The organism is Arthrobacter sp. 10L424 (assembly GCF_056395325.1).
In genome coordinates, this window is record NZ_JBFTJH010000001.1 from 387,829 (window position 1) to 404,520 (window position 16,692).

The 16,692-nt window shown below is 65.1% G+C and carries 18 protein-coding genes; 4 read left to right on the forward strand and 14 right to left on the reverse strand.

Annotation, left to right across the window (positions count from 1 at the left end):
• Positions 1 to 84 precede the first annotated feature (84 nt).
• The 3 genes from AC1DC5_RS01870 (at position 85) to truA (ending at position 2,672) form a co-directional block, all read left to right on the forward strand.
• Positions 85 to 1,095 carry a DNA-directed RNA polymerase subunit alpha gene (locus AC1DC5_RS01870; protein ID WP_024366109.1) on the forward strand — a complete coding sequence of 337 codons (1,011 nt, stop codon included), beginning with the start codon at positions 85 to 87 and terminating at the stop codon, positions 1,093 to 1,095.
• 76 nt (positions 1,096 to 1,171) lie between these two features.
• On the forward strand, positions 1,172 to 1,750 hold the full coding sequence (rplQ, locus tag AC1DC5_RS01875) for a 50S ribosomal protein L17 (protein ID WP_476863984.1): 579 nt from the start codon (positions 1,172 to 1,174) through the stop codon (positions 1,748 to 1,750).
• A gap of 31 nt (positions 1,751 to 1,781) precedes the next feature.
• Positions 1,782 to 2,672, forward strand: coding sequence for a tRNA pseudouridine(38-40) synthase TruA (truA, locus tag AC1DC5_RS01880; protein WP_476863985.1), 891 nt, complete (start codon positions 1,782 to 1,784; stop codon positions 2,670 to 2,672).
• A gap of 20 nt (positions 2,673 to 2,692) precedes the next feature.
• Here truA and AC1DC5_RS01885 read toward each other — a convergent pair whose 3' ends face one another.
• The gene (locus AC1DC5_RS01885; protein WP_476863986.1) at positions 2,693 to 4,066 is read right to left on the reverse strand and encodes a sensor histidine kinase; all 1,374 of its coding nucleotides are present in this window, start codon (positions 4,064 to 4,066) and stop codon (positions 2,693 to 2,695) included.
• Between the two features lie 212 nt (positions 4,067 to 4,278).
• Between AC1DC5_RS01885 and AC1DC5_RS01890 the strand changes: the two genes are divergently transcribed.
• The gene (locus AC1DC5_RS01890; RefSeq protein ID WP_441404359.1) at positions 4,279 to 5,037 is read left to right on the forward strand and encodes a response regulator transcription factor; all 759 of its coding nucleotides are present in this window, start codon (positions 4,279 to 4,281) and stop codon (positions 5,035 to 5,037) included.
• Here AC1DC5_RS01890 and AC1DC5_RS01895 read toward each other — a convergent pair.
• From AC1DC5_RS01895 to AC1DC5_RS01955, 13 genes are all read right to left on the reverse strand, one after another.
• Positions 5,034 to 5,483 (reverse strand): Hpt domain-containing protein, encoded by a 450-nt coding sequence (locus AC1DC5_RS01895; protein ID WP_476863987.1) that lies wholly within the window; start codon positions 5,481 to 5,483, stop codon positions 5,034 to 5,036. The two genes, AC1DC5_RS01890 and AC1DC5_RS01895, sit on opposite strands and share 4 nt — an antisense overlap.
• Positions 5,484 to 5,570: 87 nt before the next feature.
• A complete protein-coding gene (locus tag AC1DC5_RS01900) occupies positions 5,571 to 6,455 on the reverse strand; it encodes a type II secretion system F family protein (protein ID WP_476863988.1) in 885 nt (294 codons plus the stop codon).
• Positions 6,456 to 6,462: 7 nt separating this feature from the next.
• Positions 6,463 to 7,398: a type II secretion system F family protein gene (locus AC1DC5_RS01905; protein WP_476863989.1), complete on the reverse strand. Its 936-nt coding sequence runs from the start codon at positions 7,396 to 7,398 to the stop codon at positions 6,463 to 6,465.
• A gap of 6 nt (positions 7,399 to 7,404) precedes the next feature.
• On the reverse strand, positions 7,405 to 8,904 hold the full coding sequence (locus tag AC1DC5_RS01910) for a CpaF family protein (protein WP_476863990.1): 1,500 nt from the start codon (positions 8,902 to 8,904) through the stop codon (positions 7,405 to 7,407).
• Positions 8,905 to 10,095, reverse strand: a complete 1,191-nt coding sequence (locus AC1DC5_RS01915) for a CpaE/TadZ family protein (RefSeq protein ID WP_476863991.1) — start codon at positions 10,093 to 10,095, stop codon at positions 8,905 to 8,907.
• The gene (gene cpaB / locus AC1DC5_RS01920) at positions 10,092 to 10,862 is read right to left on the reverse strand and encodes a Flp pilus assembly protein CpaB (RefSeq protein ID WP_476863992.1); all 771 of its coding nucleotides are present in this window, start codon (positions 10,860 to 10,862) and stop codon (positions 10,092 to 10,094) included. Before cpaB ends, AC1DC5_RS01915 begins: the two co-directional genes overlap by 4 nt.
• Positions 10,863 to 10,903: 41 nt before the next feature.
• Positions 10,904 to 11,935 (reverse strand): pilus assembly protein TadG-related protein, encoded by a 1,032-nt coding sequence (locus AC1DC5_RS01925; RefSeq protein WP_476863993.1) that lies wholly within the window; start codon positions 11,933 to 11,935, stop codon positions 10,904 to 10,906.
• The gene (locus AC1DC5_RS01930) at positions 11,923 to 12,297 is read right to left on the reverse strand and encodes a TadE/TadG family type IV pilus assembly protein (RefSeq protein ID WP_476863994.1); all 375 of its coding nucleotides are present in this window, start codon (positions 12,295 to 12,297) and stop codon (positions 11,923 to 11,925) included. Before AC1DC5_RS01930 ends, AC1DC5_RS01925 begins: the two co-directional genes overlap by 13 nt.
• Positions 12,298 to 12,405: 108 nt before the next feature.
• Positions 12,406 to 12,714 (reverse strand): Flp family type IVb pilin, encoded by a 309-nt coding sequence (locus AC1DC5_RS01935; RefSeq protein WP_476863995.1) that lies wholly within the window; start codon positions 12,712 to 12,714, stop codon positions 12,406 to 12,408.
• A 197-nt stretch (positions 12,715 to 12,911) separates the two neighbouring features.
• Complete coding sequence (locus tag AC1DC5_RS01940) at positions 12,912 to 14,261, reverse strand: pilus assembly protein TadG-related protein (protein WP_476863996.1); 1,350 nt, start codon at positions 14,259 to 14,261, stop codon at positions 12,912 to 12,914.
• Positions 14,262 to 14,362: 101 nt separating this feature from the next.
• A complete protein-coding gene (locus tag AC1DC5_RS01945) occupies positions 14,363 to 14,818 on the reverse strand; it encodes a TadE/TadG family type IV pilus assembly protein (RefSeq protein ID WP_476863997.1) in 456 nt (151 codons plus the stop codon).
• A 69-nt stretch (positions 14,819 to 14,887) separates the two neighbouring features.
• Positions 14,888 to 15,778, reverse strand: coding sequence for a type II secretion system F family protein (locus AC1DC5_RS01950; RefSeq protein ID WP_476863998.1), 891 nt, complete (start codon positions 15,776 to 15,778; stop codon positions 14,888 to 14,890).
• 10 nt (positions 15,779 to 15,788) lie between these two features.
• Positions 15,789 to 16,685, reverse strand: a complete 897-nt coding sequence (locus tag AC1DC5_RS01955) for a type II secretion system F family protein (RefSeq protein ID WP_476863999.1) — start codon at positions 16,683 to 16,685, stop codon at positions 15,789 to 15,791.
• Positions 16,686 to 16,692 lie beyond the last annotated feature (7 nt).

A 16,692-nucleotide genomic window follows, 5' to 3' on the forward strand; every position in this document is an offset into this window, starting at 1 on the left:
AGCCCAGCCGCGTTAAGTCTCAGACCGATCTTTCCACCACCTGTGTTGCGTCATATAGCGGATGCTCGCCGAAAGGAAACCTAAGTGCTCATTGCACAGCGCCCCACCCTCTCCGAAGAGGTCGTCTCCGACAACCGCTCCCGTTTCATCATTGAACCGCTGGAGCCCGGTTTCGGTTACACCCTCGGAAACTCCCTCCGCCGTACCCTGCTCTCCTCCATCCCCGGTGCCTCTGTCACGAGCATCCGGATCGATGGCGTGCTGCACGAGTTCACCACGGTTCCGGGTGTCAAGGAAGATGTCACTGAGATCATCCTGAACATCAAGAACCTGTCGGTCTCCTCCGAGCACGACGAGCCGGTTGTTGCTTACCTGCGCAAGCAGGGCCCGGGAGTCGTCACCGCCGCGGACATCGCTCCGCCGGCCGGCGTCGAATTCCACAACCCGGATCTGCACATTGCCACGCTGAACTCGAAGGGCAAGTTCGAACTCGAACTGACCATCGAGCGCGGCCGCGGCTACGTTTCGGCAGCTCAGAACAAGTCCGGCGACTCCGAGATCGGCCGCATTCCGGTCGACTCGATCTACTCGCCGGTCCTGAAGGTTACTTTCCGCGTGGAAGCTACCCGTGTTGAGCAGCGCACTGACTTTGACAAGCTCATTGTCGACGTCGAGACCAAGCAGGCCATCGCCCCGCGCGATGCCGTTGCTTCGGCAGGTACCACCCTGGTGGAACTGTTCGGTCTGGCCCGCGAGCTGAACACCGCAGCTGAAGGTATCGAGATTGGCCCGTCGCCGACGGATGCTGCCCTGGCAGCTGACATGGCCCTGCCGATCGAGGATCTGGACCTCACCGTCCGTTCCTACAACTGCCTCAAGCGTGAGGGCATCCACACCGTGGGTGAACTCGTGGCCCGCTCCGAGGCCGACCTCATGGACATCCGTAACTTCGGTGCGAAGTCCATCGATGAGGTCAAGGCAAAGCTGGTTGAACTGGGCCTGTCCCTCAAGGACTCGCCTCCCGGTTTTGACCTCGCAGCACGCGCCGCAGCAATTGAAGAGGACGACGCCGCTTTCAGCGACGACGAGCTCTAAAAAACAGATCTTGGCCCGCGGGCTGATGCACCACGGTGTGCGCAGCCCAACGGCTTCCATATGAGGAGAAACTATTATGCCTACCCCCGCTAAGGGTCCGCGCCTCGGAGGCGGAGCGGCTCACGAGCGTCTTATGCTCGCGAACCTGTCCGCAGCACTGTTCGAGCACAAGCGGATCACCACCACGGTGACCAAGGCCAAGCGACTGAAGCCGTACGCCGAGCGCCTGGTGACTTTCGCCAAGCGTGGCGACCTGGCTTCCCGCCGCCGTGTACTCGGCTTGATCAGCGACAAGGGCATCGTCCACGAGCTGTTCACCGACATCGCACAGGCAGTGGAGAACCGCAACGGCGGCTACACCCGCATCACCAAGATCGGCAACCGCAAGGGCGACAACGCTCCCATGGCTGTCATCGAACTGGTTCTCGAGCCGGTTTCCGCCAAGCAGGCTGTTGTAGCCGAGGCTACGACCGCCGCCAAGCGCGATGCCGACAAGAAGGACGCCGAGAAGGAAGAAGCCGCGCCGGTCGCCGAGACCGAAGCTGCCGAGACCGAAGAGGCTCCCGAAGCTGAAGCAGCTGAGACCGAAGCAGCAACCGAAGAGGCTCCGGCCGCTGAGGAAGAAGCCGCTAAGTCCGAGAAGGACGCGAAGTAATTCGCTGATTTCTTCGCATAGACTTAAGTCTATGAACGACCAGAAACCCGCGGCCCCCGTTAGAGGGGGCGGCGGGTTTTTGCGTATCCGGCTTGATCTTGCGTACGACGGCGGACCCTTCAACGGATGGGCCGTCCAGCCCGGCCGGCGCACGGTTCAGGGTGCGTTGGAAGAGGCCCTGGCGCTGCTCATCCGCCGGCCCATCCGGGTCACCGTGGCCGGACGAACCGACGCCGGTGTGCACGCCCGCGGGCAGGTGGTCCACGTCGACCTCAGCGAGGCGGAGTGGCTGGGACTGAACCGCGGCGTGGAGCTGGATCCCGCGGTCGCGCTGCTGCGGCGCCTCCGCGGCGCCCTCAACCGGGGGCTCGGCGACCTCACCGGGGCTATTGAGGTACACCGCGTCTCGATCGCGCCTGAAGGCTTCGACGCCCGCTTCTCCGCGCTGTGGCGCCGCTACAGCTACCGGATCGCGGACGGCCAGGCCCGCTGGGACCCGCTGGGCCGCACGTCGACGCTGTGGCACAAGGAACAGTTGGACGTGGGGCTCCTCAACGAGGGCGCGTCGCAACTTCTGGGACTCCAGGATTTCCGCTCCTATTGCAAGCCGAGGGAAGGCGCCACGACCATCCGGGAGCTGCAGCGCTTCGAGTTTGCCCGCGGCGCCGACGGCGTTCTCGTGGCCACCGTCCAGGCCGATGCGTTCTGCCACAACATGGTCCGCTCGCTGGTCGGCTCGGCGCTGTATGTCGGTGCCGGCGTCGAGAAGCCGGGATGGCTGCAGGAACGGCTGCTCGCCCGGCAGCGGGACGCGAAGTCCGTGCTGGCCGCCCCGCATCCGCTGGTGCTGGAGGAAGTGTCCTACCCAACGGCCGGCGGGCTGCTCGCCAGGGCCGAGCTGACGCGCGCACGCCGCCAGTAACCCGGCGGGCCGGAGTCCGGCTAAACAGCCGCGGCAGCCGCTTGGGCGGGAAGTTCCACGGTGAACGTGCTCCCGCAACCGGGACGCGATCTGCAGGAGATACTGCCGCCGTGCCGTTCCACGATCGCCTTGGTGATGGCCAATCCAAGCCCGGCACCCGGAATCGAGCCCCCGCGCACGGCGGGGCTGCGGAAGAACCGGGTGAAGACCCGATCAGCGTCGGCAGCTGTCATCCCCATTCCGTCATCCTCCACGTGCAGCAGCACCCGGTCCCGCTCGTTGCTGGCGGAAACGTGGACATTGCCGCCATCGGGGGAGTACTTGATGGCGTTGGAGACAAGGTTGTCGAGGGCCTGGCTGATCCGCAGCGGATCGACATGGGCCCAGAGCGGAGCCGGCAGCTCCATGGAAAGTGAGACCCGGGATGCGTGGGCGTGGGCCTGGGCCGAGCCGAGGCTGGCTTCGACGAGACTGGCCAGATCGGTCCGGCGCGGATGGACGTGCACCGTGGAGTTGGCGGACATCAGCAGGTCCGAGACGAGGGCAAGCAGCCGTTCGGCGTTGCGTTGCGCAACCTCGATCCGGCGTACGGTGGTGGGGGAGAGCCCGGCAGAATCACCCAGGACCAGGTCGAGGTTGCCGATGATCGAGGTCAACGGGGTGCGGAACTCGTGCGAGACCGTGGAGACGACATCGTCCTTCGCGGCCAGGGCGTCGACGAGCCCGGTGACCTCATTAAAAACGACGACGGCGCCCCGGAAGCCGCCGTCGTCGTCCCGCAGGGGACGCGCGCCGGTGGACACGACGCGGCTGCCCGGGGTCTCGCCGAATCGCACAAGGTAGTCCGCAAAGGATTCTCCCGATGCGGCCCGCCGAAGAGGCCGCCGTTCGAGGGGGAGCGGGGTCTCCTGGTCCTGCCCGGTCAGCAGCAACTGCGCCTCCTCCGCGCCCCCGGCACCGCCTGCGGGCGCCGCGGACTTTTCCAGGGCCGACTGCCAGCTGTTGGTCAGCAGCCGGCGGCCCGCGGCGTCGAGCGCAACGATGCCGACGTCGACGGTGTCCAGGATGGTGTTGAGGAGGCGCTCGCGTTCCCGGCTGTCCGCGAGCAGTGACTCCAGCTCCGCCTCGTTGGCACGGGTCCGGCGAAGTTCCAGGCGCAGCCGTATCCGTGCCAGGCTCAGGGCGAAGGACGCGGCCAGGGCCACAAGGGCAGCGAACACCACAGCAGCGGTCATACCCGGGGTGTCGAGGAGAGCCGGCCACCATACGGCGGCTGCCGGCACGGCAGCCGCCAGGACGAGCATCAGTGAGAGGTGGCAGGCCACCACCCGCGCACGTGGGCCCACGGGTTTGTCGTACCTGTCCGCACTCCGGACCAGGCGCTGTTCACTCACTGAAGCCGCGCTCCTTCCTCACTGCTCCAGTTTTACACCAGTTGTCATACAAACTTGACACAAAGCTGGGTAATCTGGGTTCTGTTACTGCGCCGGAACCGGTTTTTTCCCCCAGCGTAGGTATTCTGACAATGCCGGTGGGGGCCGACGCGATCAGCACTGCCGGCGCGTCCGCGTTTGGAAGTGGAGCAGGACCAGATGTGAGGGGGGCCATGACTGACCTTGGAGTCGCGGTCGTCGTTGAGGACGACGCCGACGTACGCAACCTTGTCGAAGCCGTGCTGAGCCAGGCGGGATTCGAAGTCCATTCGGCCGCAGACGGCCGAGAGGGGGTGGACGTCATCCGGCGCCTGGAAGCCGACGTGGTCACTCTGGACGTGGGGCTTCCGGACATCGACGGCTACGAAGTCCTTCGCCGGGTCCGGCAGTTCAGCGATGCCTATGTGGTCATGCTGACGGCCCGCACGGACGAACTGGACACGCTGACGGCACTGCACACCGGCGCCGACGACTTTATGATCAAGCCGTTCCGGCCGCGCGAACTCCGGGCCAGGGTGGCCGCCATGATGCGGCGGCCCCGGCAGGACTCCATCAGTGAAGCGCCCCAGCCGGAAGTTGCTGCTGCCCCGGCACCGCAGGATTCCGTCTTCCGCCATAACGGGCTGGATCTCAATCCGGACAGCCGTACGGTCACCGTCGACGGCGCGGCCGTCAGCCTGACCCGCAGCGAGTTCGATCTCTTGCATGCCCTGCTAAAGGGCGCTGGTGCCGTCCGGTCCAAGACTGACCTGGTCCGTGTGGTGCGGGGCGAGTATTACCGCGCGGATGCGTACATCGGTGAATCCGACGAACGGGCCGTCGAGGTGCATATCGGGAACCTGCGGCGGAAGCTGCGCGAGGATCCGCTGCATCCCCGCTGGCTTCAGACGGTCCGCGGTGTGGGGTATCGGCTCGTTCCAGAGCGGAACTAGCTCTCCCAGAGAATGTAGCTGTACTGCAGTTCATCTACGGTTTCGCTGCCGCTCTCAGCGATCTCCGCCAGGAGTGAGCCGGCGCGGGCCATGTCGCCGCCGCGCACCGCTTCCTCCAGGTCTCCAGCGAGCCCGGCGAGCTGGACTCCGCCCACCATGGCCGAGGACGTCTTCAGGCTCAGTGCCGCCTCCAGCGAGCCTGCCTCGTCACGGCGGTCCAGCGCCGACGCCAGGCAGCTGTAGCGCTGGTCCCACATCTTGGCATAGTCCCTGGCGAACCCCTTGGCGACCGACGGGCTTTCCAGCTGGGCACCCAGGTCCTGGAGCGCCGCGGGGTCCACCAGCGGCGCGACTTCGGGGGCAGCCGGGCCTGCTCCGCCGGGGAAGAGTCCGGGGGAGAATGCTGCACTGGCGTCGCCGTCGTCGGGGGCACTGAGAAAGGACATGCGACCACGCTACTGCCTGCCAGGACCCTGACCCCGCACTCCGGGTGATCCTGCGGAAACCTTGTGGCATTCCGGCGAAGGAGGCAGCTACTGGCCGCTGAAGGTCTCGATCGCGTTGATGACGGCCGGTCCGAGAATGGCGATGAAGAGCACCGGGAAGATGAAGAAAAGCAAGGGGAACAGGATGGTGACCGGCAGCTTCATGGCCTGTTCCTCGGCCCGCTGCCGGCGCTTGACCCGCATGACTTTCGCCTGGATCCGGAGCACGCGGCTGATGGCAATGCCGTACGTGTCCGCCTGGACCACCGCCTGGACGAAGCTGCGCAGCTCCGGGATGTTGGTCCGTTCGGATAACGCGAGGTACGACTCGCGGCGGCTCCTTCCCACCTGCATGTCCTGGAGGGTCCGGACGAGCTCCTCGGCGAGGGGACCGTTGCCGTTCTCGCCGGCCCGGGCCATGGCTCCCTCGAAACCCAGTCCGGCCTCCACGGAGATGAGCATCTGGTCCAGGGTGTTGGCCAGCTCCAGTTGCATGATCTTTTGGCGCTCCTGGCCCTTGCTGTAGAGCAGGAGGTCGGGGATGAAGTAGCCCAGCAGTACTACAAAAACCCCCACCAGCTTAATGATCGGCGTCGGGCCGGTGGAACTGATGTAAAACCCGAGCAGGGCCCCCACTAGCCCCAGCAGCGGCTTGGCCGCAAGGACCCGGCCCAGCGGCAGGGATGCCGGACGGCCGGCAAGTGACAGGAGCTTGTCGAGTTTTCGCACGTAGCCTGCGGGCGTCAGCCGGTAGCCGATCCGTTCCAGCAGTTTGCTCTGGTTCTGCTCCGCAGGCCCGGCAGTGTCCGCACCGGCCGCGAGCATCGTGCGGACAGCCCGCTGGGACGAGCGGTCCACGGACAGCAGCGACCACACCAGGTACCCCACCGGGGCGGAGACCAGCAGCACGGAAAGCAGCACCAGTGAGTTCATGCCCGCCTCAGAACTTCAGGTCGATGATCTTGCGCATCCACAAGCCGCCGATGGTCATCAGGACGACGGACGCGACGATCATGCCCCAGCCCAGGGGGCGGGTGAACATCACGTTCATGTAGCCGGGGTTGACCAGCATCAGCATGACAACAATGCCGATGGGCATGGCCATCAGGATGTACGCGGAGAACTTGCCCTCGGCGGCGAGGGCCTTGATGTGGCCCTTGATTTCGCTGCGCTCGCGGATGGTTTCGTTCACCTGGTCCAGGACCTCGGCGAGGTTTCCGCCGACTTCGCGGTTGATCTGGATGGCCTGGGCGATCCAGACGAAGTCCTCGTTCCGCATCCGTTCGGCCGTGTCGTTGAGGGAAGACTGGAGGTCACGTCCCAGGCTGGTTTCCGTGACCACCCGGCGCATCTCCTCCGACGTCGGGCTCTGGGATTCAGTGGCGGCGGCATCAATGGCGCGCAGGATGCTGTGCCCGGCGCGCAGGCCGCCGGCCAGCAGCTGAAGCGTGTCGCCGAGCTGCTGGTCGAACGTGTTCCGGCGTTTGCCGGCCAGGAAACCGAGCACGAGGTGCCCCGCCAGCGGGGACAACACGACGAAGAGAACAGCCAGCAGCGGGCCGGCCACAACCAGGCCCGCCACCGCTCCCACCAGTGCCCCGGCCAGCACCAGGACGAAGAAATCGCCCTGGCTGAGCCGCAGGCCGGCGTTTTCCAGCGCTTCCCGGTTGAACAACCGGACCTTCCGTTGGGCGAAGAAGCGATCGACCAGGTGCACGGCCGAACCTGCGAACCGGGTGAGCTGGGAGTCGGGCCGGTCCTGGACGGGCCGCCGGCGGTCCAGCGGCACGCTGGCCCCGCCCGTGGCGAGCAGCACGTAGCCGAGCAGCAGCACCGCCGTGAACAGCAGCCCGACGCCAACAGGCAAGAGGGTCATGGCCGGTCACACCCTTCCGGCGGCGGTCAGCGGGGCCGCAAACACGCCCGGGGAGACGTAGATGCCCAGATCCTCGAACCTGTCAATGAAGCGGGGCCGGATTCCGGTGGGCACCGGTTTTCCCAAGAAACGGCCGTGGGCGTCGACGCCGGCCGAATAGTCGAAGACGAATGCGTCCTGCAGCGTGACTATGTCCCCTTCCATGCCCTGGACTTCAGTGACGTGGGTGATCCGGCGGGTGCCGTCGCGGAGGCGTGAGATCTGGACAATCAGGTTGACGGCGGAGGCGATCTGTTCCCGGATGGCCCGCAGCGGCAGGTCCATGCCGGCCATCAGCACGAGGGTTTCCAGGCGTGCGACGGCGTCGCGGGGCGAGTTTGAGTGGACCGTGGAAAGGGACCCGTCGTGGCCGGTGTTCATGGCCTGGAGCATGTCCAGCGATTCACCGCCGCGGACCTCGCCCACCACAATCCGGTCCGGCCGCATGCGCAACGAGTTGCGCAGCAGCTCCCGGATGGTCACTTCGCCCTTGCCTTCGGTGTTGGGCGGGCGGCTTTCGAGCCGGACCACGTGGCGCTGCTGGATCTGCAGTTCCACGGCGTCCTCGATGGTCACGATCCGCTCGTCGTCGGGCAGGAAGGAGGACAACACGTTGAGCAGCGTCGTTTTGCCAGTGCCCGTGCCACCGGAGACGATGATGTTCAGTTTCGCCTTTACACAGGCGTTCAAGAGTTCGGCCATTTCCGGTGTCAGGGTGCCGAACTCGATGAGGTTCCGGACCGTCAGCGGCACTTTGCTGAATTTTCGGATGGTCAGCGAGGAACCGCCCACTGCGAGCGGAGGGATGACGGCGTTGACGCGGGAACCGTCCTCGAGGCGGGCGTCCACCAGAGGGGAGGACTCGTCGATGCGGCGGCCCACCTTGGAGACGATCCGCTCAATCACTTTCCGCAGGTGGTCTTCGGAGCTGAAGCGCGACTCGGTCAGGGTCAGCTTGCCGTGCCGCTCGACGTAGATCTGGTCCATGCCGTTGACCATGATTTCCGTGACGGCGGGATCGTCCAAGAGGCGCTGCAGGGGACCGTAGCCCAGCACATCATCGGCGACGTCCTGGACGAGGCGGGAGCGTTCTTCGGACGACAGCGGGACCTGTTCGGCGTCGATGATCCGGATCAGCTCCTCCCTCGCGGAGGTCCGCAGCTCGTCCTCTTTGACGGCCGAATCGTTGAACCGGGTCCCCATCCGTTCGAAGAGGGCGGTCGCGGCGCGTTGCTTGAGGGCCGCGAAAACGTCGACGGGCTGCTGGGCCTTGGACCGGTACGTGTCCGCCGGTTCGGTGAAAGCCGGCGGAGCCTTGGTGACGGGCTTGCGGAGTTCGACGGCGGGGGCAGCGGCCGCCGTCGTCTCCGCACGGGACGGCGGCTGGGCGGGCGCCGGATTCGGGGCCGGGGTACCGGCCGGAGCCTGTGTGCCTTCGGCGGTGCGGAGCCGTTCGGAGAGCTTCACTTAGACCACCACCCGGCGGTGCAGCTTCTTCTGCGCAGTAGCGCGCCACGCGGGATCGAACCTGGCCACAAGTTGCCTGAGTCCCTTGATGGCAGGGTCCTTGCGGCCGTCCTGCAGCACCGGGATGCCGCGGTTGGTGGAGAAGGCCACGGCTTTGGAGCGAGGGATGCTGACATCAACGGGGGCGCCGATGGTGGCCTCCACGTCCTGGACGCTGAGGCCGGACTTGGCATCGGCCATGTTCAGGACCACGTGGCGGGTTTCCGGCAGCAGGTCCAGGCGGCGGAGGATTCCGAGGCCGGAGCGGAGGCCGCGGATGCTCGGGACGTCCATGGCCGTGACCCAGACGACGTCGGTGCACTGCTCCATGGCGGCCAGGTCGACTTCGGGCAGGCCGGGAGCGGTGTCCACAACGACGTACTGGAACTGTTCCGCGAGTTGTTCGAGGAGCCGGGAGACCTGTTGCGGGGTGATGTCGTCCGCTTCCTCCGGGCTCCGCGGGGCGCAGAGGGCGTAGATGTTGCCGGCATGGACGGTCAGGAACGCCTTGAGCACCAGGGAGTCGTGGCTGGCGGCGGCGGAGACCGCGTCCGTGACGGTGTGCTCCGGGTTCAGGTAGAGGCCGGACGCCACGTCGCCGAACTGCAGATCCAGGTCGACGATGACGACGCCCATCGGGGCGACCTTGCCCAGGCCGATAGCGATGTTGGTGGCGATGGTGGTCTTGCCGACGCCGCCCTTGGGGGAGAAGACGCCGATGACCAGCCCCTTGGGGCCTTCGGATTGCTGGACGGCTGAGGTCCGGCTCCGGCTCGCGTAGGACTGGCAGGCGCGTTCCAACAGCATGCGGATCTGGGCCGGATCCGACTCCGGGCCGAGGATGTCCCGGATGCCGGCACGCATGGCGGGCAGGACGAAGGCCGGATCCGGCTCGCCGACCAGGACCACACTCAGCTCCGGCAGCTGCACGTCGAAGACCGTCGCGAGCCGCAGGGCATCCTCAACCGGGATGTCCGGTCCCAAGATGAGCACCTCGGGGCGTTCCTGGTTGAGATTGGCGAACAGTTCGCCGGGATCGGATGGGTTGACGAATGCGAAGGTCTGCAGCCCGCCCGGGAGCCCGCCGGCCAGGGCCTGCCGAACGCGGGAGTCGAAGTCGGTGTTAGGGGTGATGAGGACAAAGCGGCTCACTTGTAAACCTCCGGTTTTGTCATGATTCCAGGCTTGCCGCTGTCCGTGGCATTGAGCGGCTCTTTGGAAAGCCAGAGGCTGGCGTACTCGGCGGCGAATACTATCTTTGACGCGTTGACGTCATTCACGGCCACGGTCAGGAGAAGGGAACCAGTGGGGAGTGAAGTGTCTTCGGATGGTGCGGTTGAATCGCCGGCAGCACCCGGCTGGGGTGAAGGCGTCGCGACCGGAGCGCGCTGTACCGCGGTGACCAGCACTTTGTGAATGGCCAGCTGCGTCGTCTCTTTGTCCGGTTTCGCTTCGATTCCATCCTTCTTCTGCGAGATGAAAATGCCGATGTGGTCCCCCGGAACAATCCGGCCGCCGACTACGCGCTGCGGCTCCAGCTGGAATGAGATTTCCTGCAGGCCCTCCGGGACATCTACGGACCCGCTCCCCTTGAGCTCCTCCGGCGCGATCAACCGTTCCGCGACCAGTTGCTCGCCGGGGAGCAGTTCGACGGCGGTGACCTTTTCGGCCAGCCCGTCGAGGTTCTTCAGCGAAGACTTGGTAACAGCCTTTCCGGGAAGTTCTTCACTCGCCACGAAGGCTGCCAAGGCTGCCACTGAGGTGCCGGCGGGCACGGCTTTCTGCACCACGAGGACGGTGACCGGATCCAGTCCCTGAACCGCCCTTGTATCGGCGCCCTGCGCGTAGCTGACCACCAGCAACGCCCCGAGGATCGCCAGGACGAGGGCGGCGACGCCGGCCAACAAGCGTGACTTCAAAGACTGCTCCTGAACGTAGGGGTCTGCGGGTGTGCTGACATCTATTGAGTGAGGCGAACTATGTCCGTGCCAAAGTCCTCCGGTGTCACTCCGAGGGTGTAGCCGTCGGCCAAGGAGACGTACTGGATGAAGCTGCCGATGATGCCCGTGCAGCTGTTTTCGCAGTTCAGGGACGGGGGCACGAAGGGGGACCTGTTGTGAAAGGACGTGGGCAGCTTGTTGCCGCCACTAAAATTCCAGCCCGTGACTTTAAAAGATGCGAACGAAATCAGTTTGTAGCTGGCTCCGGCTCCGGTGCCCGTTACCGCGTTGAAAACAGGAAGGAGTACCGTCACGTCATTGCCTGCCGTGATGGTGTCCGCCCATTTCCGCATGAGATCGTCGCAGGCGCCCGGAAAACTGTTGCCAGGCTCGCTGGGGGCCCCAGCGGCCAGATTGATGATCCCGTCGCAGGTACCCGACGTGCGCTTGATCCAGCCGAAGCCGCCCGGGACGGGGGCGCCGGACGGGCCATAGTTGCAGTCGGCGTCGGCCTTCTTGCCGTGGCTCACGAGCAATTGCAGGCCGCCGTCGACGTGGTTCTTGACCTGGCAGATAGAGAAGGTGAGCGGAAACGCCGTCGGCCCCGCCACGGGGCTTCCCCATTGAACCGTGGCCCCCGCGTTCACTTCGGCGCCGTTATAGCCCATGGCGCGGGCGAAGAAGAGCGATACGCTGTTGGGCTCCCTGCCAGGTTCCTGGGCGCCTGCCGCCACGGTGACGGTGCCGGCTGTCTTGTCGAGGGTGACGGCTTTGATGTTGCTGGCCCCGTCGCCGGCGTTGCTGTTGGCGAGGCTGCGGGCGAGCGTGGACGTCGTTGAGCAGTCCGGATCGTTGAGGTTCCGCGCGCACTTCTGCGCGACGGCGAGGGCCGCCGCGTCGGCTCCGTTTCGAAGCTGTGTCCGCTCGGCGTACAGCATGCCGACGTCGACGGCGACCGCGGTGAAACCGAGCAGGGTCACCATAAGAATCGCGACGAGGACGCTGATGGCCCCGCGCTCGCCGTCCCCTCGCCTGGGCTTCAACCGCTGCACAGCATCACCCCCTTGCCCTCCATGGCAAACGGACCCGCGATTCCCGTCATGGTGGGCAGGGTGTAGGTGATCTTTAGCGTCATCTGGGCACCGGGGGCGCATGTTGTGGGGCTGAACGTGATGTTGGCGTCGCTCAGCCCGGGCTGGACTGAAACGGCTGCGTTCTTCGCCGCAGCCCGGGCGGCCGTCGGGTTGTTCCCGATCGCCATGACTCGGACGCCTTCGCGGGCGGCGCTGGAGAGGGAGATCTGAACGTTGTAGGCCCTGCCGAATTCGATGATGCCCAGCAGCAGCATCACCAGGACCGGAGCGAGGAGGGCGAACTCCACCGCGACGGCACCCCGTTCCTTTGTCTGGGACATGGGGGACCGCCTTCCTTGAGTTGCTGGTTTTTCGGCGCCTGTAAGACAGTCAGGATTGGGGAAGGCCGGAGCCTTCCCCAACCCTGACTAGTGCATCGTGGGTCTGTGCTACTTGGAACAGGCGCCCGGCGTGGTCACGTCGCCGACGGTGGTCGCGGCGCCCATGGTGCCTCCCTTGACGCTGCAAGCGACACCGTTAAACGTGGTGACCAGGTTGTTGCCGAGCAGTGTGACGGCGACGATGATCACGACAGCAATGAGGGAGACCATAATGCCGTATTCGACGGCGGTGGCGCCGCGCTGGTCACGGCGAAGGCGGGTTGCGAGGTTGGAGAAAAAGGAACGCATGGGTGACTCCTGAGCGAGTTGGGGCTGGCCCTGCACCAGCACTGAGAGGAACTTAGCAACGAGCGACACGCCGACGATTCGACGTGGACGTATCCTGTGCCAAGGCTTCCCAAACTGCACGTTCCCTGTACGTTCCCTGCGCAGATTCTGCGCTCGTCCGTTGCGGAATGGGCCGGCGCGCCAGAGGACCCCCTTGGCTCTGGGGTCCAAGGGGGTCTGGTCTGTGGGTGCGCAGGCTGGGAAAACCCTGCGCACGGGGCGTTCCGTCAGCCGGGGATTCTGATCAGGCGCGAGTTCCCACTGATGGCGTTGATCGCCGAGACAAAGATCGGGCCGAGTTCCGTTCCGCTTGCGGCGCAGAAGAAGTAATCTCCATCCGCGTTCTCAGCATCCCGCTTCGCAGCACTCTGGCAGTCGTTGCTGGCAGTACTGGGGACCCTCGGGGATTTCTCTGAGGCGGCAGCGGCGAGCACGTCCCGGACAAGTACGCCGCCGCCGCAGGAGTCGGTGTTGGCGCTTCCGAAGCCGACCGTGATGATGAGGATGTCTTTGTCCTTGGCATCGGCTGCGACTGCCTTCAGGTTGTTGCAGGCAGTTGAAACGATTGAACTGCCGATGTCACCGGCAGAGTCTACAGACGTGGACCCCGCGATGTTGCTCTCGTTGGGCTGGCCATCAGTCTCCAGGATTATTGCCTTGCGCGCAGTGCCAGCGCGCGCGGTCAGGCTCGCCAGATTGTTCGCGTCCTTGCCAAGCACGTAGCGTGCGGCGGCTTTCAAGGGCGACGCAAGGTAGGTGCCAAAGCCCGACGACTTGTTCAAGCAAGTTATTGCTTTGACGAGCGTGCTGCTGCCATTGGCGGTCGGCGTGGAGCCCGGATTGTTGTAGTCGTTCGAGAACGGAATCGGAATCCAAGGGCCGGTGGTCGCGGATCCGGACGGATTGGTCTGGCAACCGCCGGCGATGGGGGCACTCCTGTGGATGGTTCCAAATGCCACATACTGCTGATCCTTGGACATGGTTAGGAGAGTGTTCTTGATCCCGGTCTTCATATCGGTGATGTTTTGGTCGCTCATACTGCTGGTGCGGTCAGCGACTATGGCGACGTCCATCGGATTAGGGCTTTGTGCACCGCAGGACCCCCGGCAGGCGTCTGAGGCCAGGGATCCGGTGTTGCCTGTGTTGATGCCAATGACGGGCGCGAAGGCGAAGGGAACATTCTTGTCGTCGGTCACAGTGATGGTGTTGCAGGTGCGGCCGCTTCCGGGCATACACGGGACCGCGCAGATCACTTCGTTGCATTTGGCGCCAGCGACCGGCCCTGGGTCGCAGACGCTGGGGATCTGGCTGGTCGCCACAGTCTTGGCGGACCCGGTGGACGCGACAACGCACCAGAAGGAGACAGCGGGGTCCGCCTCGGGATCGTTGGCGCGGGCGTAGGCCAGCGCTGCGGCGCTGGCGCCCGCCGGGTCGTTCGGGAGCGAGGCCGCACCGGCCAGTGCGGCGGCGTCAAGGGCGTTGCTCAACTGCTGCCGCTCGTGGAGCAGCCGGCCGTAGTCGACGGCCATGGCCACGGACCCGAAGACTACGGGAATCAGCAGGGCAAAGATCACCATCGAGGCCCCACGTTCCCTTCTACCGGACTTGCCGCCGGACCGGTCAGGGTGGCGGTCGCGTGCTGCCCGGCGGGCCCGGACCTGGCCGGATTGTGCTGGTGTCAGGCGGAGCATGATCCTCCATTCCAATGCTGCGATCCGGATGCCGCGGGAGCGGCGCCTTCCATACGCATGACGGCCTTGGCTTCGAAGTCGCTGGCCAGGGCCCACGCAAAGAATCCGGAGAGCGAGGACTGGGGATAGCGAAGGCAGACGACCATGACTCCGGGGGTCCCTGCCGACGTGTCGACGGTGAATCTTGATTGGAGCTTGTTGTCGTCCAGCAGGCCCCGTGCCCGGCTCGCTGACGCGATCACGTCACCCTGCGTGACACCCTGCCGCGCGGCTTCCCGCGCCGCGCCTTGGAGATTAATTGTCTGCGCAAAGGCCATGCCGAAGTCGATCACGCCCAGGACGAGGGAAAGCATCAGCGGAACGATCAGGGCGAATTCCACAGCCGCGGCACCGCGTTGCCGGCCGTCCCGGTTCGGCCGGCTTCCTGGTGGGAACCTAAACATCTGTTGCTCCTTTGATCCATATGGTCAATAACTGGGTGCCGGCTCGCACGAGACGCCGGGCGGATTGCCCTAGTAGGCGCCGATCATGTTCTGCATGACACCTATGACTCCGGGTCCGATGATGACGACGAAGAGAACGGGGAGGATGCAAAACATGAGGGGGAACAAGACCTTGACGGGCAGTTTCATCGCTTTCTCTTCGGCACGTTGGCGCCGCTTGACCCTCATCTGCTTGGCCTGGGTACGAAGCACGCCGGCCAGTGCGATGCCATAGGCGTCCGCCTGCACCACGGAGCGCACGAAGCTGCGCAGATCCGGTACATCGGTTCTTTCGGCCATGGAAAGGTAGGCATCCTTGCGGCTTCGGCCGACCTGCATGTCCTGAAGCGTCCGGACAAGCTCTTCCGCCAGGGCACCCTTGCCGTTCTGTCCTGCCCGCGCCATCGCCAATTCGAATCCCAGGCCGGCCTCGACCGAGATCAGCATCTGGTCGAGGGTATTCGGCAGCTCCATTTCGATGGCCTTCTGGCGCTCGGCACCGCGGCCGTGGATCAGGATGTCCGGAACAAAGTAGGCGAGCACCGGCAAGAGGGCCGCGAACAGCAGGACGTTGCCGGGCTGCGGCTTGGAAACCAAGAGCATGCTACAGAACGCCGTGACGAGGGCCAGGGCAGGCTTGGCAATTAGGAGGCGCTCGAGGGGCATGATGACTGGCCGCCCGGCCTTGGCCAGGAGTTTGTCCAGCCACCCTGCGTAGCCCTTGGGTGTCAGCCGGCTGCCGAGGCCCGCTGGTCCACGCTGCCCTGTTACGGCAGGGCGTTCCTCCACCGGGCGATTTCCCCTGCCGAGGTTGCTCCGGACCGCGGCCGAGCCCCCGCGGTCGACCGAGATGAGGGACCACATCATCCCGGAAATTGGAACGACGATGAGTCCGACCATTAGCCACGCCACTGCATTCACGGCGATCCTCCTAGAACTTGATCTTCACGACGCGGCTGAGCCACCAGGACCCCAGAGCCAGCAGCACCACTGAACCGCCGAGCATTGCCCAGCCCAGGACATCTGTGTACAGGGCCCCTATGTACGAGGGATTGGCTGCGCTGAGGTACACGAACATCCCAACGGGCAAGGCAACCAGGATGTAGGCGGAGAGCTTGCCTTCTGCGCCCAGGGACTGGACCTGCCCCTTAATTTCGGAGCGTTCGCGGATGGTTTCACCGACGTGGTCCAGAACTTCCGCTAGGTCGCCGCCGACTTCGCGGTGGATCTCGATGGCTTGACCGGTCCAGTCGAAATCCTCGCTCTTGAGGCGCCTGGCAGCATCCAGCATCGAATCCTTCAGGTCACGACCCAACCTCGTTTCATTGACTAGTCGGGCGAATTCCTCCGCTGTGGGGGACCCTGACTCTTGGGCGACGGCGTCGACGGACCGCAAGAGGCTGTGGCCTGCCCGCAGCCCTCCCGCCAGCATTTGCAGGGTGTCTCCAAGCTGATCCTCGAATTTCGCGCGCCGGCGGTTGGCGAGAATTCTTAGGAAGAGCACGGCACTCACGGGCGTGATCCCAAGCAGCAACAGCCCCGTGAGAACTCCGCCTGAGGCGAATCCGACCAGACCTGCTGTAACGCCGATGCAGCAGACAAGCAGGATGAAGTCCGCGGGCCGGATGTGCAGACCGGCCTGCTCCAGTGACTCTCTTGCACCGAAGCGGGCATTCCGGCTGACCTTTCCATCTACAAAGGTGACTGCGGACTCCGCCACCCGGGCCAGCAGTGAGTCGGCCTCCTCGCCCCCTGGCCGCCGCCGCGACAAAGCGATTCCCTTTTTTCCTATCCCGAGGGTGGAGAACAGCAGGATGGACAGAGCCACAAGGCAA